The organism is Capillibacterium thermochitinicola (assembly GCF_013664685.1).
Lineage (GTDB): Bacteria > Bacillota > UBA4882 > UBA10575 > UBA10575 > Capillibacterium > Capillibacterium thermochitinicola.
Map to the genome: position 1 here is coordinate 117,219 of NZ_JAAKDE010000010.1, position 24,365 is coordinate 141,583.

23 protein-coding genes and 1 tRNA gene are annotated in these 24,365 nt (G+C 57.2%); 21 read left to right on the forward strand and 3 right to left on the reverse strand.

The features are described from left to right. Positions 1-120: 120 nt before the first annotated feature. The 3 genes from G5B42_RS05705 to G5B42_RS05715 all read left to right on the forward strand — a co-directional run bounded on the left by G5B42_RS05705 (position 121) and on the right by G5B42_RS05715 (position 2,413). Positions 121-203 (forward strand) — tRNA-Leu (locus tag G5B42_RS05705). A gap of 821 nt (positions 204-1,024) precedes the next feature. Further along, entirely contained in the window at positions 1,025-1,864 is an 840-nt protein-coding gene (locus G5B42_RS05710; protein WP_181339484.1) for a fumarate hydratase, read from the forward strand. Between the two features lie 12 nt (positions 1,865-1,876). Then, entirely contained in the window at positions 1,877-2,413 is a 537-nt protein-coding gene (locus tag G5B42_RS05715) for a FumA C-terminus/TtdB family hydratase beta subunit (protein ID WP_181339485.1), read from the forward strand. 56 nt (positions 2,414-2,469) lie between these two features. Here G5B42_RS05715 and G5B42_RS05720 read toward each other — a convergent pair whose 3' ends face one another. Further along, the gene (locus tag G5B42_RS05720) at positions 2,470-2,847 is read right to left on the reverse strand and encodes a hypothetical protein (RefSeq protein WP_181339486.1); all 378 of its coding nucleotides are present in this window, start codon (positions 2,845-2,847) and stop codon (positions 2,470-2,472) included. 86 nt (positions 2,848-2,933) lie between these two features. Further along, positions 2,934-4,025, reverse strand: coding sequence for an undecaprenyldiphospho-muramoylpentapeptide beta-N-acetylglucosaminyltransferase (locus tag G5B42_RS05725; protein ID WP_181339487.1), 1,092 nt, complete (start codon positions 4,023-4,025; stop codon positions 2,934-2,936). 258 nt (positions 4,026-4,283) lie between these two features. On the opposite strand from G5B42_RS05725, the gene G5B42_RS05730 reads away from it, so the two are divergent. Together G5B42_RS05730 and G5B42_RS05735 are read left to right on the forward strand one after the other, a co-directional pair. Further along, complete coding sequence (locus tag G5B42_RS05730) at positions 4,284-5,798, forward strand: glycine hydroxymethyltransferase (protein WP_181339488.1); 1,515 nt, start codon at positions 4,284-4,286, stop codon at positions 5,796-5,798. Positions 5,799-5,884: 86 nt separating this feature from the next. After that, positions 5,885-7,153, forward strand: a complete 1,269-nt coding sequence (locus G5B42_RS05735; protein WP_181339489.1) for a radical SAM protein — start codon at positions 5,885-5,887, stop codon at positions 7,151-7,153. Here G5B42_RS05735 and G5B42_RS05740 read toward each other — a convergent pair. Further along, positions 7,150-7,887, reverse strand: a complete 738-nt coding sequence (locus G5B42_RS05740; RefSeq protein ID WP_181339490.1) for an N-acetylmuramoyl-L-alanine amidase family protein — start codon at positions 7,885-7,887, stop codon at positions 7,150-7,152. The two genes, G5B42_RS05735 and G5B42_RS05740, sit on opposite strands and share 4 nt — an antisense overlap. A gap of 192 nt (positions 7,888-8,079) precedes the next feature. On the opposite strand from G5B42_RS05740, the gene G5B42_RS05745 reads away from it, so the two are divergent. The 16 genes from G5B42_RS05745 (at position 8,080) to lipA (ending at position 24,309) form a co-directional block, all read left to right on the forward strand. Continuing rightward, positions 8,080-9,426, forward strand: a complete 1,347-nt coding sequence (locus G5B42_RS05745) for a CCA tRNA nucleotidyltransferase (RefSeq protein WP_181339491.1) — start codon at positions 8,080-8,082, stop codon at positions 9,424-9,426. Between the two features lie 96 nt (positions 9,427-9,522). Continuing rightward, positions 9,523-9,837: a sporulation protein YqfC gene (gene yqfC, locus G5B42_RS05750; RefSeq protein WP_181339492.1), complete on the forward strand. Its 315-nt coding sequence runs from the start codon at positions 9,523-9,525 to the stop codon at positions 9,835-9,837. Continuing rightward, positions 9,819-11,009: a sporulation protein YqfD gene (locus G5B42_RS05755; RefSeq protein ID WP_181339493.1), complete on the forward strand. Its 1,191-nt coding sequence runs from the start codon at positions 9,819-9,821 to the stop codon at positions 11,007-11,009. The genes yqfC and G5B42_RS05755 overlap by 19 nt, the downstream gene beginning before the upstream one ends. 18 nt (positions 11,010-11,027) lie before the next feature. Then, the gene (locus tag G5B42_RS05760) at positions 11,028-12,008 is read left to right on the forward strand and encodes a PhoH family protein (protein WP_181339494.1); all 981 of its coding nucleotides are present in this window, start codon (positions 11,028-11,030) and stop codon (positions 12,006-12,008) included. Positions 12,009-12,021: 13 nt separating this feature from the next. After that, the gene (locus G5B42_RS05765; protein WP_181339495.1) at positions 12,022-14,298 is read left to right on the forward strand and encodes an HD family phosphohydrolase; all 2,277 of its coding nucleotides are present in this window, start codon (positions 12,022-12,024) and stop codon (positions 14,296-14,298) included. After that, positions 14,240-14,716, forward strand: a complete 477-nt coding sequence (ybeY, locus tag G5B42_RS05770; RefSeq protein ID WP_181339496.1) for an rRNA maturation RNase YbeY — start codon at positions 14,240-14,242, stop codon at positions 14,714-14,716. Before G5B42_RS05765 ends, ybeY begins: the two co-directional genes overlap by 59 nt. Then, positions 14,706-15,413, forward strand: a complete 708-nt coding sequence (locus tag G5B42_RS05775) for a diacylglycerol kinase (RefSeq protein WP_181339497.1) — start codon at positions 14,706-14,708, stop codon at positions 15,411-15,413. Before ybeY ends, G5B42_RS05775 begins: the two co-directional genes overlap by 11 nt. A gap of 5 nt (positions 15,414-15,418) precedes the next feature. After that, a complete protein-coding gene (locus G5B42_RS05780; RefSeq protein ID WP_231133272.1) occupies positions 15,419-15,853 on the forward strand; it encodes a cytidine deaminase in 435 nt (144 codons plus the stop codon). A gap of 27 nt (positions 15,854-15,880) precedes the next feature. Next, positions 15,881-16,774 carry a GTPase Era gene (era, locus tag G5B42_RS05785; RefSeq protein WP_181339498.1) on the forward strand — a complete coding sequence of 298 codons (894 nt, stop codon included), beginning with the start codon at positions 15,881-15,883 and terminating at the stop codon, positions 16,772-16,774. A 54-nt stretch (positions 16,775-16,828) separates the two neighbouring features. Beyond that, positions 16,829-17,860, forward strand: coding sequence for a tRNA preQ1(34) S-adenosylmethionine ribosyltransferase-isomerase QueA (gene queA, locus G5B42_RS05790; protein WP_181339499.1), 1,032 nt, complete (start codon positions 16,829-16,831; stop codon positions 17,858-17,860). A 10-nt stretch (positions 17,861-17,870) separates the two neighbouring features. Further along, entirely contained in the window at positions 17,871-18,998 is a 1,128-nt protein-coding gene (gene tgt / locus G5B42_RS05795) for a tRNA guanosine(34) transglycosylase Tgt (protein ID WP_181339500.1), read from the forward strand. Positions 18,999-19,103: 105 nt separating this feature from the next. Then, the gene (yajC, locus tag G5B42_RS05800; protein WP_181339501.1) at positions 19,104-19,409 is read left to right on the forward strand and encodes a preprotein translocase subunit YajC; all 306 of its coding nucleotides are present in this window, start codon (positions 19,104-19,106) and stop codon (positions 19,407-19,409) included. Positions 19,410-19,551: 142 nt separating this feature from the next. Beyond that, positions 19,552-21,048, forward strand: a complete 1,497-nt coding sequence (thrC, locus tag G5B42_RS05805) for a threonine synthase (protein ID WP_181339502.1) — start codon at positions 19,552-19,554, stop codon at positions 21,046-21,048. 448 nt (positions 21,049-21,496) lie between these two features. Then, positions 21,497-22,801 (forward strand): phenylacetate--CoA ligase family protein, encoded by a 1,305-nt coding sequence (locus G5B42_RS05810; RefSeq protein ID WP_181339503.1) that lies wholly within the window; start codon positions 21,497-21,499, stop codon positions 22,799-22,801. A 63-nt stretch (positions 22,802-22,864) separates the two neighbouring features. Beyond that, on the forward strand, positions 22,865-23,296 hold the full coding sequence (locus G5B42_RS05815) for an ACT domain-containing protein (RefSeq protein ID WP_181339504.1): 432 nt from the start codon (positions 22,865-22,867) through the stop codon (positions 23,294-23,296). A 152-nt stretch (positions 23,297-23,448) separates the two neighbouring features. Further along, entirely contained in the window at positions 23,449-24,309 is an 861-nt protein-coding gene (lipA, locus tag G5B42_RS05820) for a lipoyl synthase (RefSeq protein WP_181339505.1), read from the forward strand. Positions 24,310-24,365: the final 56 nt, after the last annotated feature.

Here is a 24,365-nt window from a genome sequence, read left to right on the forward strand (position 1 = left end):
GAGGGCCGATTCGCTGCCAATTGGATGATAAATAATCGATGGGCAAAAAGCGCATGACCAAAAACGGATCCGGCCTTGACAATAACAACTAAAGGTTGTATAATCATTTATGCTGAATGTGCCCAGGTGGCGGAACTGGCAGACGCGTACGTTTGAGGGGCGTATGGGCAACCGTACCGGTTCAAGTCCGGTCCTGGGCACCATAAGAAAGTCCACTGCAGAAGTACCGGGAGGTACCGATGCAGTTTTTTTGTTTATATAACCTTAAAAAAACAAAGACGCCTTTCGGCGTCTTTGTGGTCTTTTATTTTTTTTTTCTTTTGGCTTCGAAGAGAATATAATTGCGTTTATATAAGGTTATGCCATATAATTTTTCTTCTCTAAATCTAGCAGTAGTTTTTCCTTCAAACCTTGCTCGTATCTTCTAATTTGGCGGGGTATTGTTGAAGACTTTCCGGCTTTTAATAGGGTTATTCATGTCAAATGTGAACATTAATTGTTTAATTTTTTAGTGTTTCAGGGGGAGGTCTGCCTGTTGAAGCATTCTCCTTTCTTCTTTTAACTCTTTTCGAGGCTGAGACGGGATTCGTTTTTAGATTAACTTCATTATACGATAATAAGTTATAAATTACAAAAATATAATATAAAATTTCGGTGGTATGTCCGTATGATCTAAAACATATAAACTTTATAAAAATGGAAAGAGTTGTCAATAAGATATACCCTAAGAGTTGAAGGTAAAAGATTACACCGGGAGTTAATAAATCAATAGAAGGAGAAAACTGTGGGTTAACGAATATAATGAATAAATATTAATAGATGAAGAAAAAAAATGAGCAAACGGGTGAAGTGGTGGACTGGATACCGAATGATTGCTACACTGCAGTGTGGTTTCACTGTTTTAAAGATGATATAAAGAGATATAATCCGGTCCTGGGCACCATAAGAAAGTCCACTGCAGAAGTACCGGGAGGTACCGCGGCAGTTTTTTTATTTTTAGTGTCAGTTTTGCGGGGGGATGGTCGTGCGGGAGCTCAATGTGGGAGTGGTTACGGAGACGGTCGCCCGGTTGTGTGTTGAGGCCTGCCGGGAACTCGGGGCGGATGTCCGCGCTTTGCTGGAAAAAGCCCGTAACGAGGAGGAGTCGGCGTTCGGTTGTTTCATCCTTGACCAAGTGTTGGCGAATTTGGCGGTGGCGGCCCGGGAACAACTGCCCATTTGCCAGGACACCGGGATCTGTGTGGTTTTTCTGGAAATCGGCCAGGATCTGCACCTGACCGGTGGGGACTTGGAGGAAGCGGTCAATGCGGGTGTCCGCCGGGGGTACCAGGAGGGTTACCTCCGGAAGTCGGTGCTTTCGCCCTTGACCCGGGTTAACACGCAGGATAATACGCCGGCGGTGATCCACACCCGGATCGTGCCGGGGGATCGCCTGAAGGTGACCGTCGCCCCCAAGGGGGCCGGCAGTGAGAACATGAGCCGTTTGCAGATGCTGAAACCGGCCGACGGGATCGAGGGCGTAAAGCGCTTTGTCCTGGAAACGGTGGCGGCGGCGGGGGGGTGTGCCTGTCCGCCGCTGATTGTGGGGGTAGGGATCGGCGGTACAATGGAAAAGGCGGCTCTCCTGGCGAAAAAAGCCCTGATCCGCCCGGCCGGGACGACCAGTGCCGAGCCGGCGGTCGCCGCCCTCGAAGCGGAACTGTTGGCTTTAATCAACCAAACCGGGATTGGACCGCAGGGGCTGGGCGGAAAGGTAACGGCTCTGGCGGTACACATTGAGACCTACCCCACCCACATCGCCGCCCTTCCGGTGGCGGTGAACCTTCAGTGCCATGTTGCCCGCCACCGGAGCGCAATCTTGTGAGGTGAGAAACAAGTGGCGAAAACCAAAGCACTCCAAACCCCGGTCCGCCCGGAAGAGCTGGCCGGTTTGACCAGTGGGGACCTGGTCTCCTTATCGGGGATCGTTTACACCGCCCGTGATGCAGCCCACCAACGACTGGTGGCCCAGTTGGCAGCGGGGCAGCCGTTGCCGTTCGTCCTGGACAACCAGGCCCTTTTTTACACCGGACCCAGTCCGACGCCGCCGGGAAAGGCCATCGGTTCCTGCGGCCCGACGACCAGCAGCCGGATGGACGGGTACACCCCGGCTTTACTGGAGAAGGGTTTAAAGCTTATGATCGGGAAGGGTCCCCGTTCGGCCGAGGTCGTGGCGGCGATCCGCCGGTACCGGGCCGCTTACCTGGTGGCGACCGGTGGGGCGGCGGCGCTGCTGGCCCAGTGTGTAAAGAAGGCCGAGCTGATTGCCTATCCCGACCTGGGCCCGGAAGCCGTCTACCGTTTGGAAGTGGAAGCGATGCCACTGATTGTGGCGATCGATCCCGAAGGCCGGGATCTTTTTGCCAAACCATAAAAATCCCCCGCTGTGCGGGGGTGTTATCTCCTGCGCCCGCTGGTGCAGGTGGAAAGTTAGCGACAAACACAGAGGGTGTTAAAACGGTTCGAAGGATGAACCACCACGAAACCTTGTGGGCACGGGAGTTTCCGGTTTTTCAGTTTGAAAGCGGACAACTGCAAAATCTGTAAAACAGCCAGGAGCTGCTCAATAGCCGAGAGACCCAAGGTTCCGTTCTGAAGAATAAATTGGGCTTGGTTCAGCCGGCGGAGAAGATCATTTTTCGGACCGGAAGCCAAGGGCAAGTTGCGGACGGCCCCGCGGATCAACTCGATTTGGTTAATGAGATCGGCGGCAACGGCAGGGGTCAGGGCTGCCGGATTGCCTAAGAATTCGGCGACCGCTTGGGAGACCTCTTCGATCCGGCGTAATACGCTGCAAGCGCTGCTCATTTCATCACCTCCCGCTTCATTCTATGACGAAGCCGACGGAAGGAGATGGGGTTGCCGGCAACTTACGCCTAGATAATATGTAATTCTTATTTTTTCCTAGCGCGTACGGACCGCGCCCGCGCGGTCTCTTCGATCACCCGGATCACTTCGCTTGCCGCATCGGCCAGGTTACTTTCGCGCATCGCTTTGATGTAGTCCTCACGGTTCTGGTAAAGCAGGGCAATCTGTTTTTTAAGGAGCGTCTCGTTGATCTCCTCTTCGTACAGGACCATGCTGAAATTTTGCCCTTTGAACGACTGGGCGTTGAGGATCTGGTCACCCCGGCTGGCACCTTTCGGCAGCGGGATAAGCAGATGGGGTTTTTTCAAGGCCAGCAGTTCAAAGAGGAAGTTGGCCCCGGCGCGGGAAACGCAGATATCGGCGGCGGCCAAAATGTGGGGTAGTTCCGGGCCGACAAAGGAAAACTGTTTGTACCCCTTGTACCTGTCCAAGTTGGGGTCGACATTCCCCTGGCCGCAGATGTGGGCAACTTGGAACTGGAGCAGGAGATCCGGGAGGATGGCCCGGATCAACTTATTGATGGTCACCGAACCGAGACTGCCCCCCATGACCAGGAGGACCGGTTTATCCGGGGTGAACCCGCAGATTTTTAGCCCTTCCTCCTTGCTGCCGTTCAGTAATTCGGGGCGGATGGGATTTCCGGTCAGCACCCCCTTATTTTCGGGCAGGTACTTCATGGTCTCGGGGAAAGTGGCGCAGACGGCGGTGGCAAACGGTAAAGCCAGCCGGTTGGCCAGGCCCGGGGTGAGGTCCGATTCGTGCAGGACGACCGGGATCCCGTTCAGCCAGGCGCCGATGGTTACCGGAACGGCGACAAAGCCCCCTTTAGAGAAGACCACTTGGGGACGGAGTTCTTTCAATAAGCGGTAGGACTGGAACACTCCTTTTATTACCCGGAACGGATCGGTCAGGTTTTGGGCGGAAAGGTAGCGCCGGAATTTGCCGGTGGCCACCGGGTAGTAGGGGATCTGTCGTTCCTCGATTAACGCTCTCTCCATCCCGTCGTAACTACCGATATATAAAACTTCCCATCCCCGCTGCCGCAACTTTGGGAGCAGGGCCAGGTTGGGCATGACATGGCCGGCCGTGCCGCCACCGGTCAAGACGATTCTCTTCATCAGCAAAAATCCTCCTTACAGAACACTCCGGATAAAAAAATATATCTTTTTATGATTATGATCTAGATTATATTCGCGCTAATTTGGCCTAACCCTTGTTAAAAGTATTAACGGACGGCTAAGGTTATAACCGCCATTGTTTACAAGCCTTTAGCAGAGTTACTTTTATATGGTAAATTGACAAATAAGCGTGAGATGGTATAATTTTGAGGATAAGAACCGGTAGATGAATGAGAAAGTGAGGAGTACAGAACGAAGATGAAAAATTCGGCCCTCAGAGAATATTTGGCGACAACAGACCCGGCTGCTGTAAACACAGGGTTTGTGGCTTATCTGGCCAGTTTGGAAGAAGTGGCGAAAGTAGCCCCGTCAATTGCGCGGGATATTGTTTATGAGCTTCGTGACCAAAGGAACAATTTAAAGTTGATTGCCAGCGAGAACTATTCTTCCCTCTCCGCTCAGCTGGCGATGGGCAATCTCCTGACCGACAAGTATGCGGAGGGATATCCGTTCCACCGGTTTTACGCCGGTTGTGACAATATAGACCAGGTGGAGAGTTATGCGGTGGCGCAGGCCTGCCGCCTGTTCGGAGCGGAGCATGCCTATGTGCAGCCCCACAGCGGCGCCGACGCCAACTTGGTTGCCTTCTGGGCGATTTTGAGTGCGAAGGTGAAAACCCCAACCCTGGAAAGTTGGGGGGTCAAGGATCCCAACCAGCTTAACAACGAAGACTGGAATAAACTGCGCCATCTCTTAGGAAACCAGCGGCTCTTGGGGATGGACTACTATGCGGGGGGACACCTCACCCACGGTTACCGGCACAACGTCTCCGCCCAGATGTTTGAGGCTTTCAGTTACGGGGTGGACCCGGAAACCGGCCTTCTGGATTACGAGGCCCTGGCCCGGCAGGCGGCGGAAGTCAAACCCCTCATTTTACTGGCGGGCTATAGTGCTTACCCGCGGGCGATCAATTTCCGGCGGCTGCGCCAGATCGCCGATGACGTTGGCGCGGTGCTGATGGTTGATATGGCCCACTTTGCCGGTTTGGTGGCGGGTGGGGTCTTTACCGGAGACTATAATCCGGTCCGCCATGCCCATGTGGTGACAACCACCACCCATAAAACCTTACGGGGGCCCCGCGGCGGTCTGGTTCTCTGTACCAAAGAATTCGCGGAGCACGTGGATAAAGGTTGTCCGCTGGTGATCGGCGGGCCGCTGCCCCATGTTATGGCGGCCAAAGCGGTGGCCTTGACCGAAGCAAACGCCGACGAGTTCAAGGCTTATGCCCACCGGATCGTGGAGAACGCCCGGAGCCTGGCCGAGGCCTGTTTGGCCAGAGGGATGAAGGTCGCCACCGGGGGTACGGACAACCATCTCCTGTTGATCGATGTACGGCCTTTTGGCCTTACCGGCCGGCAGGCCGAGAGTGCGGTCCGCGAGTGCGGGATCACCTTGAACCGGAACTCTTTACCCAACGATTCCAACGGCCCCTGGTACACCAGCGGGTTACGGGTGGGAACGCCCGCCGTCACGACTTTGGGGATGGGCCCGGACGAGATGAAGGAGATTGCGGACTGTCTCTACCAGATCCTGAGCCATACCAAACCGGAGACCATCAGCGAGGGGGCCCAGGCCGGACAGCCCAGTAAAGCCCGGTACCAACTGGATGACCAGGTCAAAGCGGAGGTCCGGGCGCGGGTCCAAGCTTTACTTTCCCGTTTTCCGGTCTACCCGGAACTGGATCTGGAGCTGCTGCTTAAATATTTCGGCTGAGCCGACGACCAGAAGGGGAGGAGGGCGATTGCTAATCCTCCTTCTTCCATCTTCTGGGGTAAAATGGAAATTAGGAGCCGACCAAGATGGACCGAAAGATTAAACTGGTTTATGCCACCGCCCACGGGGAGCTGGAGTACGATTCGGAACTGGGCGCCTTGGGGGCGAACGGCGAGGAATATTGGGAGCTAAGGGCGGAGGATCTGATCCCGTTGCCCGCCGGGGCCACTCTTTTTTATCTCCCCGGGCGGGCCCCTTTGGGTTTGGCGGACGATGGTACCGTGGAGTTCATCAACGAAAAGGGGATCCAGGCGGTGGCGGCGATCCTGCCCCAGGGTTATACCCGGTTGTTTCTCCCCGCTTACCAGCGGAAAGAGAACGCGCCGGGTCTTCCCTTGTTCGGGTATACAGCGGTGGCGTTTAAAGAGGGGCGGCTTTGGGTCGCAGCCCGCCGCACCGATGAACCGGGAAAATGGGATCCGTGTTTCTACAACACCCCGGAGCTCCCCGGTTTGATCCAGGCTAAATTGGACGCTTACCCGGAAAACCGGATTCTGAAACAGTTGGCCCGCTGCGCCAGGGAATACCAGTGTTTTACGGCGCAGAACATTTTCTACGGGCGCTGGGAGGGGGGAATCCCGGTTTCCCCGTCCTGCAACGCCCGGTGCCTGGGGTGTATCTCCAAGCAGGTTGCCGAGTGTTGTCCTTCGCCCCAGGAGCGGATTGCTTTTACCCCGACGGTGGAGGAGGTGGTTGAGGTCGGCCTCCCGCATCTGGCCGGTGACGGGGCGATCCTCAGCTTCGGCCAGGGGTGCGAAGGGGAGTCGCTTCTCGCCGGGAAAGTGCTGAAGGCGGCGATTACCACCCTGCGGCAAAAAACAAAAGCCGGCACCATTAATATCAACACCAATGCCGGTCTCCCCACTGTCCTGGAGGAGCTGGCCGCCGCCGGGCTGGACACGGCGCGGATCAGCCTTTTCTCCGCCGACCCGGTGTCTTACCGGTTTTACCACCGGCCCCAGGGTTATACCCTTAACCAGGTCGGCGAGGCCATTGGCCGCTTGGACCGGCACGGGGTCTTTGTCTCCTTGAACTTGCTGACGTTGCCCGGCTTTACCGACCGGGAAGCGCAAGTGGAGAAGCTTTTTGCCTTCCTCCGCCGCTACCCGGTGGGGATGATCCAGATCCGCAACCTCAATATCGATCCGGATTATATATGGGCGCGTCTGCGCCAGGAAAAACTGGTCCCCGCCGGTGAAGCTTTGGGGATCGCCGGTTTTCTTGCGGAGCTCAATCGGGAATTTCCACAGCTTACGGTGGGGAACTACAGCCGGGCGCACCGCGGCCGGGCTTAAGGCGGCGGGGCCGGGACGGCCCCGGGTTGCGCGGTGACCGCCGGTATCGCCCGCAGGATGCCCCGGGCGATGGCGAGGGCGATCTTTTCCTGGTAGTCCGGCTGCCGGAGGAGGGCGGCCTCCTCCGGATTGGAGAGGAAGCCAACCTCGACGATGACCCCGTTGATCCCGGGTTGCTCCAGGAGGAAATACTTGCCCGGGACGGCCTTTTGCGGCCGCGGCTGGATCTTGTTCAACTCCTCCTGGATGCTTGAGGCGAGCGTTTTCCCGACCGGGTTCCGGTAATAATAAAAAGCGACCATGCCGCGGCGCTCCGCCGCGGTTGACCAGTCACAATGGATACTCACCAGGAAAAGGGCCTTTGCATTCCTGGCCCGTTCAATCCGGGCGGTTAAATCCCGGCGGTGGCGGCCACTCCGCCCCGGTTGGTAAGGGGCGAGTTCAATGTCGTCTTCGCGCGTCATGACGACATTGATCCCGCACTGCACAAGTTGCGCCCGGATTTTGTGGGCAATGTCCAGATTGATGTCCTTTTCCAAGTGGCCGGCGCGGTCCTGCGTCCCCCCGTCGATCCCGCCGTGGCCCGGGTCAATCACAACGGTGGTTTGTCCAAGCCTGCTCCGGGCGGGGATGACCCGGTACAGGATGGAGCAAAGAAGCAGGGCGGCCAGGACGGTGCTGAGAGCGATCAGGGGCAGGATTTTTTCTTTCCGGAGAATGATGATGATTCGCATGGGAAGCGCTCACCACCGGACTATTGAATAATTAAATAAGAAGTAATTAATTGGAATCACTTATTGATATGCGGCGCGCACCGTTTTATGATAGATGCATGTTGTGAAAAATAAGCAGGATAAAGATTTTCCGAAGTAACAATCAGAGCGGGAACAGTTGGCGGTTAGTGGCCAAGGAGGGAGGTCTGGACCGTGCTGAGGAGGGGAAAGTGGGCCCAAATATGCCGGCGGATTCCGGCGGAGGTCTTTACCGTCCTGCAGCGGCTGCAAAGCGCGGGTTACCAAGCCTATCTGGTCGGGGGCGCGCCCCGCGACCTATTGCGCGGGCACCCGCCGCAGGACTGGGATATCGCCACGGACGCCCGGCCGGAGCAAGTCAAGGCCCTCTTCGACCGCACCGTGGCGGTGGGGGAGAAGTTCGGCACGGTTGGTGTGCTAATCGGGGAACAGCAGGTTGAAGTCACCACCTTCCGCCGGGAAGGCGAATACAGTGACGGACGCCGCCCCGATTGGGTCGCCTTCACCCCGGACCTGGTGGCCGACCTGGCGCGGCGGGATTTTACCATTAATGCGCTGGCCCTGGACCCGATCGGGCGGCGTCTGGTCGATCCTTTCCGCGGGTTGTGGGCCCTGAAACGGCGATTGGTCAAAGCGGTAGGTGACCCCGCCGCCCGTTTTCAGGAAGATCCCCTGCGCATGCTCCGCTTCTACCGTTTTCAGTCGACCCTGGGGTTTCGGGGAGAGACTGCGACGGAGCAGGGGATTGAAGCGGAAGCCATTACCAGGATCAGTGGGAAACGGATCCGGGATGAGCTGACCAAGCTGCTGCTCGGGGCGGATCCGGCCCGTGGCCTCAAGGGACTCGCCCGGAGCGGGTTGTTGACGGCGATCATGCCGGAGTTTAAGGCCGTTTGGGCTACCGACCCTGCCATCTTTACACACTTGGTGGCGACGGTGGAGGCGATTAAACCAACGGCCGAGCTGCGCTGGGCCGCTTTTCTCCACGATCTGGGGAAGGCGACCACCCGGCAAGTGGAGGGGGACCGGATCCGCTACTTTGGCCACGAAAAGGTCGGCCACGAGCTGGCCGCCGGGATCCTGGAGCGGCTCCGGTTTTCCAATGCCTTCCGGCAAAAGGTGTTGACCTTAATCCGCTGGCATATGTTTCAAGCCGACCCCTGGCTGACCGATGCCGCCCTCCGGCGGCTGGTCGGGAAAGTGGGGCCGGAGCACATCATTGACCTTTTGGAGTTAAGACGGGCCGATATTGTCGGTACCGGCGGACCGTCCGCCCGCGCCTTGGAGAATTTGGTCCGCTTTCACCGGCGGGTACAGGCGCTTTTGGCTGGCGAGAGGGTGTTTACCCGGAAAGACTTGGCCGTGAACGGCCGCGAAGTCATGGCCTTTTTGGGCCTTCCGCCCGGTCCGCAGGTGGGTGCGGTGCTGGATGACGTCTTCCATTGGGTGACGGAGGATCCGGCGCGGAACCGTAAAGAACTGATCCTGGACTATCTGCGGAAATGGCGGGCTAAGCAATAAAGAAAGCCAATTCCCGGACAAAACCATCCGCTTCCACTCATTTTCTGGCGCGCCAAAGCATAATTTGGTAAAAGCAGAGAGGAAAGGATGGTAAACGTGGGAAGGCAAACGCTAAAAGCCCGCCTCAGTGCAAAGCTTGCGGAATACTTTGAGTTACCATCCGATGTCGTGCTGAATTTGCCCCGCCTGGTCCTGACGGGCGATCAGCAACTGGTGGTGGAAAACCACCGGGGGTTAAAGTTATATACCCGGACGGAGGTTTGCCTGCAGACGACGATTGGACTCCTTACCGTAAGCGGAGAAGAGTTGAATATAAAATTGATCACCGCCGACCAGGTGGAGATTGACGGCCGGATTACCCGGGTCGAGTGGAAAGCAGGGGGGGAAGAGCAATGCTCTCCCAACGCTTGAACGCCTTCTTCCAGGGCTATCTGGTGGCGATGGTCAAAGGGGCCCGCAGCGAAGAGCTGCTGAACCGGGGGATTGCCGGTGGGGTTGTGTTCTGGGATATTGACAAGAAGGCCCCCGGTACGATCCTCTTCAAAGTGCACGCCCGCCAATATGCGAAGCTGCGCCCATTTTTTTTTCGGACCGGCACCAAAGGAAAGATCCTCCGGAAAAAGGGCTGGCCTTTTCTTTGGCGAAGGGTCTGGCGGAAAAAAGGCTGGCTGTTGGGGATGGCCCTGTTCCTGAGTATGCTTTTAACCCTTTCGTCCTTCATCTGGTTTATTGAGGTCACCGGCGTCGAGACACTAGACCCCAACCTGATCCGGCACCACCTGGCCGTCCTGGGGTTGGCCCCCGGGGTGCCCCGCCGGACGATCACCCCGCAACGGGACTGGTTAATCCGCGAACTGCGGATCCGGCTGCCGGAGGTGGTGTGGGTGACGATCCGGCTGCGAGGGGTGGTCGCCGAGGTGGTGGTGGCCGAGAAGCGACTGCCGCCCCCGGTCGATGACGGACCAAGGAATATGGTGGCGGCAAAGGACGGGCTGATCACGGAGATCATATTACTTGAAGGGATACCGTTGGTCCGGGTGGGGGATATGGTCTCCCACGGGGATCTCTTGATTTTGGGGGAGACCACCCGGGTCCACCTGGACGGGTCAGTCGAGAAGAAAAAGGTCAAAGCGGCGGGGGAAGTGCGGGCGCGGGTTTGGTATGAGATAGAGGTCGACGAACCCCTGGCCGTCCTGGAACCAAGGGTAACCGGTGGACAAAAGACCGTCTACCGCTTGCGGCTGGGTAACCGGCTCCTGACCCTGTTTTCCCGCGGGGCGGTCGCGCCCGAAAGTTTTGTCTGTCAAGACCGGGCGGTGAAGAGGATCCTGCCCGGCAGGAATAGCCTTAGTTTAGTCGAATTGATCAAGGATACTTACCAAACGGTCGAGTGGACCACCGTGCAGATTCCGCCCGAAACCGCCCTGCTGAACGCGCGAAAAAAGGCGGAAAGCCGCATTGGGACGGTGCTGCCGGCGGGTGTCCGGCCGGAAAAGACCCAGGAGGACTGGAGCCTGCAAGCGGGGGTCTTGCATTACCGCCTCATTATAGAGACCAAAGAGAATATTGCGGTCCCGGATTAAGGAGGAGAGAGAGAAAGTTTGAGTCATTCGGAGATAACCATCGAGATTGATCCGAAGATAGCGCCCATTCTCTTCGGGGAGTACGACCAAAACCTGAAGGATATCGCGGCCGCGCTGGAGGTGATGCTCTCGGCGCGGGGGAATACCCTGTTCCTGGCCGGCGAAGAGCAAAAGGTCGACGAGGCCCTTGCCGTTCTGGAACAGTTGCGCAGCCAGGCGGAGAAAGGGACCATCCTCGGTCCCCATGAGATCCGCTATACCGTTGATGTCTTGCGGCGGAATAAACCGAAGCACAACGGGGAGATTGATTTTTCCGCGACGCCGATTCAGGTGACCAACCGGGGGAAAAGGATTACCCCGCGGACCTTTGGGCAGAAAGCATACGTGGAAGCCATTCGCGACCATGTCTTAACCTTTGGGATCGGACCGGCGGGGACCGGGAAGACCTACCTGGCGGTGGCGATGGCGGTGGCGGCTTTACAGAGCAAACAGGTGAACCGCCTGGTCCTGACCAGACCGGCGGTGGAGGCCGGTGAGAAACTGGGCTTTTTGCCCGGTGATCTGCAGGAAAAAGTCGATCCCTACCTGCGGCCGTTGACCGATGCGCTATTTGATATCTTAGGGGCGGAGCTTTACCAGCGGTATATGGAACGCCGGGTGATTGAGATCGCCCCCCTCGCTTATATGCGCGGGCGAACCCTGGACGATTCCTTTATCATCTTGGATGAAGCCCAAAACACCACGACCGAGCAGATGAAGATGTTCCTGACCCGCATGGGTTGGGGTTCGAAAGTAGTGGTCACCGGGGATATTACCCAGATTGATTTACCGAAAGGACAAGCCTCCGGACTGGTGGAAGCGGCGGAGGTTCTGAAAGATGTGGAAGGGATTGCCTTTGTTTATCTGGGTGAGCGGGATGTTGTCCGCCATGAAATGGTACAAAAGATAATTAAGGCATACGACCGGCAACGGGAAGAGACCGAAAGTCCCGGTTCGTAAAGGAGGCCTAACAATGGGTAAGGAAACACAACCGGCCGAGAAAAGCTTCGCCAAGCGGAAACGGCAAGGAAGCTTCATCGACAAATGGTTGTGGGTACGTGATTTTTTAGCTAAGAAGATGGTCCGTGAGCGGATTCTGGTTTTTGTCAGTTTTTTGGCCATTGTCGGCATATTGCAGATTGATCTGGTCCCGCGGGCGATCGATGTCAAACTGGGAGAGATCTACATTGGGACCGAGATCAGAGCGCCACGGACCGTGATCAATACCGAAAAGACCGAAGAGTTGATGGACCAAGCGGCCGCCCGCGCGGTGGAGGAGAACAAGGATAAGCTCGAATACCAAACGATCAGTATCGAAGCCGGAGTGGAGGCCAATAACCGTTACAATAGAATAATCGGTGTTTTCGAGGAATACCGGCGGCTCATGCAGGAACAGACGCCGGAGGGTGTTTCCCCCGATCCCGCCAGGATCCGCCCGGAGTTCCGGCGGGCCCTCCAAAGAGAGGAGGGGCGCTTTACCGAGGTTCCCGACGAAACCCTCGATCTGGTGTTGACGCTGCCTGCGACCGATTATGAACGGATAGTCCGCAGCCTGCGTCAGGTCTATGTCGCGTTGGAAACCGAGCGCAAGATCGGCCCCCAAACGATGGAGGAGGTCCGGTCCGAGCTGGGGGCTTTTGTCGGCAATGAGCGGTTTCTCGTTTTACCGCAGGACCAACCGGTGATCCGCGAGCTGCTCACGGCGATGATCTTCCCGAACCTGACCCGGGATGAGGCGAAGATCCGGCAGTTGCAGGAGGAGGCCCGGCGCAAGGTGGCGCCGGTCAAGATCGAAAAGGGCCAGTTGATCCTGAGCGAAGGGGATATTGTTACCACGGAGCACATCCAGATCCTGCGGGAACTGGCCTTGATCGATAACAGCGGGAACCGGGTGCTCATGTTTTTCAGTTTGGGCATATTTACCCTGTTTCTGATGGCGATCTGTCTGATCTATATTTATTTCTTCGAGAAACGGATCCTCAAGGAAGAACAGCACCTTTATTTGCTGGCGCTGGTCTCGGTGGTTGTTTTGGCCGTCGCCAAGGCGTTCAGCCTCTTGAATCTGGACTTGATGGCCTATCTGGTCCCCCTCTCCTTTGCCAGTATTATCCTGGTCTTTTTAAGTGAGCCGAAGTTGGCGTGGGTGATCACCGCGCTGCTCAGCCTGATGGTGGGCGTAATCTTCGATTTCCACCTGGCGCTGACGGTCTTTTACTTTATCAACGGGACGGCGGCCCTTTATTTAATGCTCAATCTCAACCAGCGGAAAGAGATGATCCGGCGGGGCCTATACTTGGCGGGGATCAATTTCTTCACCGTCTTGACCTTGAGTTTTCTGTTTGGCATCAAACGCTTCAGCAGTATGTTTCTTTTTGCCCTGGTGGCCGGGTTTAACGGGATCCTCGCGACGGCGCTCGCCAACGGCTTTTTACCCTTTTTCGAACATCTTTTTGGGTTAACTTCGCCGCTCAGCCTGTTGGAGCTGGCCAATCCGAACATGCCCTTGCTCAAACGGTTACTGATCGAAGCGCCGGGGACCTACCACCACAGTATTCTCGTGGGGAACCTGGCGGAAGCGGCGGCCGACGCCATTGGTGCCGACAGCTTGCTGGTACGGGTTGGGGCCTATTATCATGATGTGGGCAAACTGCGGCGGCCCTACTTCTTTGTGGAGAACCAGATCACCAACGATAATCCCCATGAGAACCTGGCGCCGAGTTTGAGTACTTTGATCATCACCTCGCACGTGCGGGATGGCGTGGAACTGGCCAAGTCGTACGGGGTCCCCCGGGTGGTGACCGATATTATCGAACAACACCACGGGACCGATCTGATCCGATATTTTTACCAACAAGCTTCGGAAAAGGTCCAGGAGGAAAAGGAATCGGTTGAAGAAACGGATTTCTCCTACTCCGGACCGAAACCACAGACGAAGGAGGCAGCCCTCGTCATGCTGGCCGATGCGGTGGAGGCCGCGGCCCGCTCGATGGGGCAACCTTCCCCCGCCCGCCTGGAGGCCCTGGTCAACCAGATCCTCAAGGAGCGTTTAGAAGCGGGGCAACTGGATGAAACTAATCTTACTTTACGGGATCTGGATAAGATTAAAGCCGCCTTTTTAAAGGTCCTGGGCGGTATCTTTCACCACCGGATTAAATACCCGGAGATTGTCGCCACAGAAAGGAAGAAGTCGAATGGGGGTAATCATCAACCAAGAAATAACGGAACCAAAGCTGAACAACGAGACGCTTGAGGCCCTGGCCGGAGTCGCCCGGCAGGTGCTGAAAGCCCACGGCCGGGAAGAAGCGGAAGTCGGGATTACCCTTACGGACGAGGAGACCATCCAGCAGTTGAACCGGGAATGGCGCGGTGTTGACGCCCCTACCGATGTGCTCTCTTTTGCCCTGGACGAGGGGGAACCAATGCCGCCAACCGGGGACGACGCGTTCCCCGAACTCCTGGGTGACGTGGTGATCTGTGTCCCGGTCGCCCTCCGGCAGGCGGCGGAGTATGGCCATTCCAGTACGCGGGAGATCCTTTATCTGGCCGTCCACGGGCTTCTCCACCTCCTGGGCTATGACCACCAGACCGCCGAGGAGCAAACGCGGATGCGCCAGGCGGAGGAGAAGTTTCTGACGGAAGCAGGTTGGGGTCGGCGTGATGAAGAATAGAAACCTCCTGGAGAGTTTCAACCGGGCAATCGACGGTTTGGTCTATTGTTTCCGGACCCAGCGCAACATGCGGATCCATTGTTTGGGGACGATTTTGGTCTTGGGCCTCAGTCTGGGGCTCAACCTGACCAAGACCGAATTCCTCTTTGTGTTATGGGCCATCGTCTTTGTCCTGGTGACGGAGACGATCAACACCGCCCTGGAGGCGGCGATTGATCTGTTCTCGCCCCGGTATCATCCCCTGGCGGCGGTGGCGAAGGATGTGGCGGCGGGCGCGGTTTTGCTTGCTGCCGTCAACGCTTTGGCCATCGGCTATTTCGTTTTGTACCCGAAATTAAACCCGGTTTTGCCGAAACTGATTGACAGTATCATCAATTCCCCCGCCCATCTGACTTTAATCGCCATGGGCCTGGTGGTCTTTTTTGTGCTGGTGCTTAAATTGTCGACCGGGACCGGACGGCCCTTTTCCGGGGGGATGCCCAGCGGGCACGCAGCCGTGGCCTTTTCCCTGGCCACCGCGATCGTTATGATCAGTAAAGACGGCCTCGTGGCGACGCTCGCTTTATTCTTGGGTTTAATGGTGGTCCAGAGCCGGGTCGAGGGCGGGATTCACAATGTGGCGGAAGTGGTCATCGGGAGCGTTTTGGGGATCTTGGTGACCGTTTTGATCTTTCAATTATATCAAAGGTGGGGTTGATACCGATGGAGAAAATGGTCTTTATTGACGAGGAACTAACCCGGCGCCTCCTGGAGGAAGCCAAGGAGGCGCGGTTAAAGGCGTATGCGCCCTACTCCGGCTACCAGGTGGGGGCGGCGCTTATAACGAAAAGCGGCCGGATCTTTGGCGGTTGTAACATTGAAAATGCTTCCTACGGGGCGACGATCTGCGCGGAACGGGTGGCGGTGGCGCGGGCCATTGCCGAGGGGGAGAAAGACTTTGTCGCCCTCGCGGTGGTTGCCGACAGTCCGGAGCCCGGGTCCCCCTGCGGGATCTGCCGGCAGTTTTTGGCGGAGTTTGCGCCCCGGCTCCAATTGATCCTGGGGAACCTGGACGGCAAAGTCCGCCGGGGAAGCCTGGATGAATATCTGCCTTATGCGTTTAATAAAGATTATTTCTGTGCCGAAGAAGCAAAATAACGCTGACGTTGGTTAAGGGGAGATGCGATGAAAGGATACCGGTCTGGATTCATCGGGGTGATCGGCCGGCCGAACGTGGGAAAATCCACGTTACTCAACAAGCTGGCGGGCGAGAAACTGTTGATTGTCTCGCCGAAACCGCAAACCACCCGCGAACGGATACGTGTAATTCTCACGACCGAACGGGCGCAGCTGATCTTCTACGACACGCCCGGCATCCATAAACCCTTACATAAATTAGGCGAACAGATGAACAAAACGGCTTTAACCACCTTTAAGCTGGTGGATGTGTTGCTTTGGCTGGTGGACACCACCCAGCCCCCGGGCCGCGGGGACGCCTGGGTGGCGGAGGCGCTGAAAAAGAGCGGCCTCCCCGTTTTGGTGGCGTTCAATAAAAGTGATCTGAAGCCGGCGTGTCCACCGGAGGAGTTTTTGGCCCAAATGGGGGTGGCGGACTGGCCCTGGGTGCGGGTTTCCGCCTTGACCGGCGAAGGCCTTCCGGAGCTCCTGGCCCGCTTGGAAGAAGCCGTGCCGGAGGGGCCCCAGTACTATCCGGAAGAGATGCTCACCGACCGTTCGGAGTCTTTCATCATTGGCGAGTATATCCGTGAAGCCGTCCTGCACCTGGCTGAGGAAGAGATCCCCCATTCCACCGCCGTGGTCATGGAGGAGATAAAGGAGCGGCCCAACGGCAAGGTTTACATTCGGGCCAGTATTTTGGTGGAAAAAGATTCACAGAAGAAGATTCTGATCGGCCGGGAAGGCAGCCTCCTGAAGCAGATTGGCCAACTGTCCCGGGCGCAGATCGAAAAGTTTTTGGAGAAGCCGGTCTATCTCGATCTCTGGGTGAAAACCAGAAAAGACTGGCGGGATTCGCTCCCGGCCTTGCGGGAGTTGGGTTATATCGAGCGGGAAGAGTAAAGCCGCCGTTTGGAATTGGACTGGAGATTTGGCTGAGAAAGGAAGCGTCACTTTTTGCGGGTATCGGATTTTGACTACCAACTGCCAGAGGAACTGATTGCCCAGGAACCTTTAGCCCAGCGGGACCACTCCCGTTTGATGGTGGTGGATAAAACGGCAGGCACCTGGCACCATACGACTTTCCCCCAGATCGGGGCTTGGCTGCAACCGGGGGACCTGATGGTCTTTAACGATACCCGGGTGATCCCGGCCCGCTTGTGGGCGCGGCGGGTGCCCGGGGGCGGGAAGGTGGAGGTGCTTTTGCTCAATCCCCTCGGGCCCGACCGTTGGGAAGTTCTGGTCAACCCGGGGCGGAAAGTCCCGCCCGGGCAGGTTTTGACCTTCGGCGCCGGCGGGGAGCTCACCGCGGTGGCCGAGGAACGGACCCCCTTCGGGGGGCGGGTTTTACGCTTTAACCAGGAGGGGGCCGCTTTACGCGCGGCCTTTATGAAGCTGGGGGAAGTGCCCCTGCCGCCCTACATTAAGCGGCCGCTGACGGACCTCGACCGTTACCAAACGGTTTACGCCCGGACGGAAGGTTCGGTGGCGGCACCGACCGCGGGTTTACACTTCACCCCGGAGCTCCTGGCCAAACTGGAAGCGGAAGGGGTCAAAACCGGTTATTTGACCCTCCACGTGGGCCTTGGTACCTTCCGTCCGGTCAGGACGGAAGTGGTGGAGGAGCACAAAATGCATGCCGAGTATTTCGAGATCAGCCCGGAACTGGCGGCGGCGGTGGCGGCGACGAAGGCCGGCGGCCACCGGGTGATCGCGGTGGGGACGACTTCGGCCCGGGCGCTGGAGACGATGGGCCAGGCCGACGGGACGGTCCGGGCGGGGGCCGGGCGGACGGAGATCTTTATCTACCCGGGTTATCAGTTCAAAGTCCTGGACGGGCTGGTGACCAACTTTCATCTGCCCCGTTCCACCCTTTTGATGCTGGTGGCCGCTTTTGCCGGGCGGGAGTTGATTCTGGCCGCCTACCGCGAGGCGATTAAGGAGCGGTACCGGTTCTTCAGCTTTGGCGATGCCATGTTGATTATTTAAGGAGGAACCAATGTTTGAATTTACGATTGTCCATAAATCCACCGAACACCGGGGGCGGATCGGCAAACTGAAAACCCCCCACGGGGAGCTGACCACACCGGTCTTTATGCCCGTGGGCACCCAGGCCACGGTGAAGACAATGAGCCCGGAACAACTGCAGGCCCTGGGCGCGTCGATCATTCTGAGCAATACCTACCACCTCTACCTGCGGCCGGGGCATGAAGTGGTCCGGGAAGCCGGCGGTTTGCACGCCTTTATGAACTGGCCGGGGGCGATTCTCACCGACAGTGGCGGGTTTCAGGTGTTCAGCCTGGCCAAGCTGAACCAGGTCAGTGACGAGGGGGTTCTGTTCCGTTCCCATCTCGACGGTTCCGCCCATTTTTTCACCCCGGAGAAAGTGATGGAGATCGAGATGGCCCTGGGGGCCGATATCGCAATGGCCTTCGACGTTTGCCTGCCCTACCCCTCCACCTACGAGGAGGCGGCCCTCGCCCAGGCGAGGACGACCCAGTGGGCGGCCCGCTGCCGTGAACGGCATGACCGGGCGGACCAGGCACTCTTTGGGATTGTGCAGGGCGTAACCTTCCGTGATCTCAGGGAGAAGAGCGCCCGTGAACTGGTGGCGATGGATTTTCCCGGCTATGCGGTGGGCGGTTTGAGCGTCGGCGAACCGAAGGCGTTGATGTACGAAGTCCTGGACTACACGGTACCGCTGTTACCGGAGAATAAACCAAGGTACCTGATGGGGGTTGGCTCGCCCGACGCCTTATGGGAAGGGGTGGCCCGCGGGATCGACATGTTTGATTGCGTCCTGCCGACGCGGATCGCGCGGAACGGGACGGCAATGACCAGCCGCGGACGGGTGGTGGTCCGGAACGCCAAGTACGCCCGGGATTTCTCACCCCTTGACCCCGAGTGCACCTGTCCCACCTGCCGGCAGTACACCCGGGCTTATCTGCGCCATCTTATCCACGCCGGTGAAATCCTGGGTTTGATGCTCATCACCTACCATAACCTGTACTTTTTGACGCGGATGATGGAGAAGATCCGGGAAAGCATCCAGCAGGGCACCTTTTACGAGGCGAAAGAGGCGTTTTTCACGGCCTACTACGGAAAGGCCGATGGCGAAGGCTTTTAAAGAAGACCAATTGAAGCGCAATCGAAGCAAGAATCTAAGCATAGGATTTTATTTCTTCTTGTGGTATACTATACTAGATATTTTGTTTGAAGGAGGTTTTCTGCAATGATTTATCTCGCGACCTTTGCGTTGCAGGCACCGGCGGCGCCACAAGGCGGGGGCGGCTCCTTGCTTTTCATGTTTCTCATGCTCGCAATTTTTTGGGTGATCATGATCGTTCCCCAACGGAAGCAACAGAAAAAACGGATGGAGATGCTTAACTCCCTGAAAAAAGGGGATAAAGTGATTACCGTCGGGGGGATTCACGGCGAGATCACCGAGCTTGGTGATGAGGATATCCGCCTGCGGATCGCCGATAAGGTCGAGATCAAAATCACCAGGGGTTCAGTCTCCCGGGTGAAGGGCGAATAAATCCACCATTTGAATACGAGCAAAAAGGAAAGCCCAAGCAGAACCTGTTCTCCTGGGCTTTTTCACTATAAAAAAACCGTAACGGGCTTCACGGCTTCAACAGTTCGTGCGGGCCAGATTAATCGAGAATTGAGGAGATAATATGCGCTATATTAGCACCAGAGGCCAAAGCCGGCCGGTTACGGCGGCGGAGGCCCTGCTGACCGGACTGGCCCCCGACGGCGGGCTTTATCTTCCGGAGGAATTTCCCGAGAGTGCGGCACTCAACCCCTTTACGGCGCCCAGCTTGACCTACCGACAACTGGCCGGCCGGATCCTGACGATGTTTCTTTCCGACTATACCCGGGCGGAGCTGGAGGAGTGTATTAGTCAAGCGTACGGCAGCAATTTTGCCACACCGGCCATTACCCCGGTGACCATGGTCGACGAAAAACTGGGTTTCTTGGAGTTATGGCACGGGCCGACTTGCGCCTTTAAGGATTTGGCCCTGCAGCTTTTGCCCCATCTTTTGACGGCGGCCGCCCGGAAAATGCAATTTGACCGGGAGATCGTCCTCTTGGTGGCGACCTCCGGCGACACCGGCAAAGCGGCCCTGGAAGGGTTTAAAGATGTCCCCGGGACCAGGGTGATCGTGTTCTACCCGGAGGACGGCGTCAGCACCGTCCAGAAACGGCAGATGATCACGCAAGAGGGCACCAACACTTATGTGGTGGGGGTGACGGGCAATTTTGACCAAGCCCAGGCCGGGGTCAAAGCGCTCTTTACCAACGAAGCCTTCCAGCGGGAGCTGGCGGCGGCGGGAAAAACCTTCTCTTCGGCCAACTCCATTAACTGGGGGCGCCTCGTTCCCCAGCTGGTTTACTACTTCAAGGCCTGGTTCGATCTCTGCCAAAACCACGGTTTGGCGCCGGGCGAGACTTTTAACGTGGTGGTGCCGACCGGGAACTTTGGAAACATCCTGGCCGCTTATTACGGCAAAAAACTGGGGTTACCACTGCATAAACTGATCTGTGCCTCCAACCGGAACAACGTTTTGACCGAGTTTATCCAGACCGGCGTCTACAACCGGAACCGTCAATTTTACCAGACGCTCTCGCCGTCCATGGACATTTTGGTCTCCAGCAACCTGGAACGCCTTCTCTATGATTTGGTGGGGGCGGATCCGGCGCCGGTCCGGGCCTACATGGACCAACTGCAGAGGCAGGGGAGTTATCAGCTGACCGCGGCGCAAAAAGAACGGCTGCAGAAGGAGTTCTGGGCCGGGTTTGCCGACGAAGCGGAGACGACCGCGGCGATCAAGTCCGTTTACGAGCGTTATCAATATTTGCTTGATCCCCATACGGCCGTTGGTTACAAAGTGTACCGGGATTACCTGGAAGCCACCGGGGACGACCGACCGACGATTATTGCCTCGACGGCCAGCCCCTTCAAGTTTAACCAGGGGGTGGCCCAGGCGGTCCTGGGTCCGGAAGCGGCGGCGGTGGCCGATGAATTTGCCCTGATGGAAAAGCTGTCGGCGGTAACCGGCGTGGCCATGCCGGCGGTCCTGGCCGGGCTGCGGGATAAACCCGTCCGCCATCAGCAGGTGATTGCCCCGGCGGCGATGGAGGAAACGGTCCGGACAATTTTGGGTCTTTAGAGTGCTTGTCGCGGACCGGAGATTATGGTATAATCCAAGACAATATATTTATTTTCCTTTTGCCAATAACGAGGAAGAGGAAAAGTAGCCCTGGCGGGAGGGTCAAGCGAGCCCCGGACGGTGCAAGCGGGGTCCCGAGGGCCCGGGTGAAGTTCTCCTCGGAGTTGCCGACTGAAGCCCGCCCGTGGCGGGTGGTAGGCCCGGCCGGGAGCGTTCCGCCGTTACCAGAGAACAGCCATCGGGAAAGCGTGTTTTTCCCCGTGGTGGAGGGACTATTTTTATAGTAAGCGTAGTGGTACCGCGGAAGCAAAGCCTTTCGTCTCGCAGAAGACGAAAGGCTTTTTTCTTTTCGGTGGTCGTTTCTGCGGCAAATGTTAATGTTTAAAACTTAGGGATCAAGGTTTAGGTTTCAATGTTTAAAACTAAAGAGAGGGAGAGGATCGCATTGATGTGGAGTCCAGAATACGAAAGCATGTCCGGGGAGCGCCGCCGCGAGCTGCAGTTTAAGCGGCTAAAAGCGACCGTGGAACGGGTCTACAACCGGGTGCCCTTCTACCGGGCAAAAATGGAGAAGGCCGGGATCACCCCCGCCGATCTCCAGAGCCTTGAGGATCTGAAGTACCTGCCGTTTACGACCAAAGATGACCTACGGCTCAATTACCCCTTTGGCCTCTTCGCCGCCGACCTGGATGAGGTGGTGCGGATTCATGCCTCGTCGGGGACGACCGGGAAGATGACGGTGGTCGGGTACACCAAAAACGACCTGGGGGTCTGGAGTGAAGTGATGGCCCGGAGTATTACCAGTGCCGGAGGTGGGCGCCACGACCGGATCCAGATCGCCTACGGGTATGGCCTGTTCACCGGCGGGTTGGGCGCCCACTACGGGGCGGAGCTGGTCGGAGCGATGGTGGTCCCCACTTCCGGGGGGAACACCAAGCGGCAACTCCAGGTGATGCGGGATTTCGGCGTGACGATTCTGGCCTGCACCCCGTCGTACGCTCTATACATGGCCGAAACGGCCCGGGAAGAAGGGTTGGACCTCCATGCCCTGCCCCTCCGGATCGGGATTTTCGGGGCGGAACCGTGGTCGGAGCAGATGCGGCAGCGGATTGAGGCCGAATTCGGCATTAAAGCATATGATATTTACGGCCTGTCGGAGATCATCGGCCCCGGGGTGGCCATCGAGTGTGCGGAGCAAAACGGGCTCCACATTATGGAGGATCATTTCTTGCCCGAGGTGATCGACCCGGCAACCGGACGCCCGCTGGCCGACGGGGAAAAAGGCGAGCTGGTCTTCACCACCCTGACGAAAGAGGCCTTCCCCCTCATCCGGTACCGGACAAGAGACTTGAGCATTCTCTACGGGGAGGCGTGTGCTTGTGGACGCACGACGAAACGGATGCACCGGATCCTGGGGCGGACCGATGATATGCTCATCATCCGGGGCGTCAATGTCTTCCCCTCCCAGATCGAGAGTGTCTTGTTGGAGAACGGCGACGCCACCCCCCACTACCAGTTGGTGGTGGACCGGAAAGGGAACCTGGATGACCTGGAGGTCAGGGTTGAGGTCTCCGAAGAAATGTTTGCCAGTGAGATCCGGAAGCTGGAGGAACTCGGGGCCAACATTAAACGGAAGATCGAAAGCGCGTTGGGGATCAATGTCCGGGTGAAACTGGTGGAGCCGAAATCGATCCCCCGCAGCGAGGGGAAGGCGGTCCGGGTGGTCGACCGGCGCAACCTCTACAACGGGTGATTGTCTTCGGGTCGGATCTATAGTAAAATAGAATTGTTAAATTTTGTTTTAGGAGAGAACAGAATGAAAGTCAAACAGATCTCCGTCTTTTTAGAGAATAAATCCGGCCGGTTGGCCCAGGTCACCAAGATCCTTGGGGCCAACCGGATTAACATCCGTGCCCTGGCCATTGCCGATACGGCCGATTACGGTATTTTGCGTTTGATTGTCAATGATCCCGGGAAAGCGCTGGCGGTATTGCGGGCGGAAGGTCTAACCGTGCGGGAGACGGAAGTGATTGCCGTCGAGGTACCGGACCAGCCGGGTGGGTTGGCCGCCGTCTTGCAGGAATTGGACGCCAAAGGGATTAATATTGAGTATATGTACGCTTTTGTCGGAAAGACGGCCGAGAACGCCATCGTGATCTTCCGCGTGGAGGAGATTGACCGGGCGCTTGAGTTGCTTGAAAATTCCCAGGTTAAGTTGTTGCCCGAGCGTGAACTCTACCATTATTAGTTCATTTAACCAAAAATTTTGGTAAATGGTTTCGTGGCGGAAGCCGAAAATTAGTACAGCAATAAGTAAAGCTAATAAAAAAGTAAAAAGCCCGAAGTTTGTTTCTGGTTTCATTTGGGGAGCAGCAAAGTAGATTTCTGGAGTGTAGACGGATGGAGCAACGGAAACCGGAATGGTTGAAGATTAAAGTGCAAGCCAACGAAGAAAAAGCCGATGTCGAGCATTTACTGGATGAACTGGCGTTACCGACAGTCTGTAAAGAGGCGCGTTGTCCCAACCTCATGGAGTGTTACAGCAGGAGAACGGCCACTTTTTTGATCTTGGGACGGAATTGTACACGGCATTGCCGGTTTTGTAATGTGCAAAAAGGACAACCGGAACCGGTGGCCTCCGACGAGCCCGCGCGGGTGGCGCAAGCGGTGGCCAGGCTCCAGTTAAACCACGTGGTGGTCACTTCGGTGACGCGGGATGATCTCCCGGACGGCGGGGCCGGACAGTTTGCCGCGGTGGTCACGGCGATCCGGCGTTTGAATCCGGGCGTCACCGTTGAAGTTTTGATTCCCGATTTTCGGGGGGACCCGCTGGCTTTGCAAAAAGTCTTGGCGGTCAAGCCCGATGTCCTCAATCATAATATAGAAACGGTTCCCCGCCTTTACCCGGCCGTGCGCCCCGAAGCCGATTACCGGCGTTCTTTAACCCTGCTGGCACGGGTGAAAGAGTTTGCCCCCCGGATCCTGACGAAATCCGGCGTGATGGTGGGTCTGGGCGAAACCGAGGACGAGCTGACTGCGGTGATGAAGGATTTGCGGGCGGCGGGTTGTGATGCGCTGACGATCGGGCAGTATTTGGCGCCCTCCCGGGCGCACCACCGGGTGGTTGCCTACATCACACCGGCGCAGTTTGCACGGTACGAAAGAATCGGGCGGGAGCTCGGGTTCCGTCATGTGGCGGCCGGTCCCTTTGTGCGGAGTTCTTACCGGGCGGCGGAGGCTTTTACGGCTTACGAGGTTTAAGGTTAACGTTTGTTTAAAATTGTCGCCCGCCTCTGCGAGTGAAGGCAAGCGAAAAA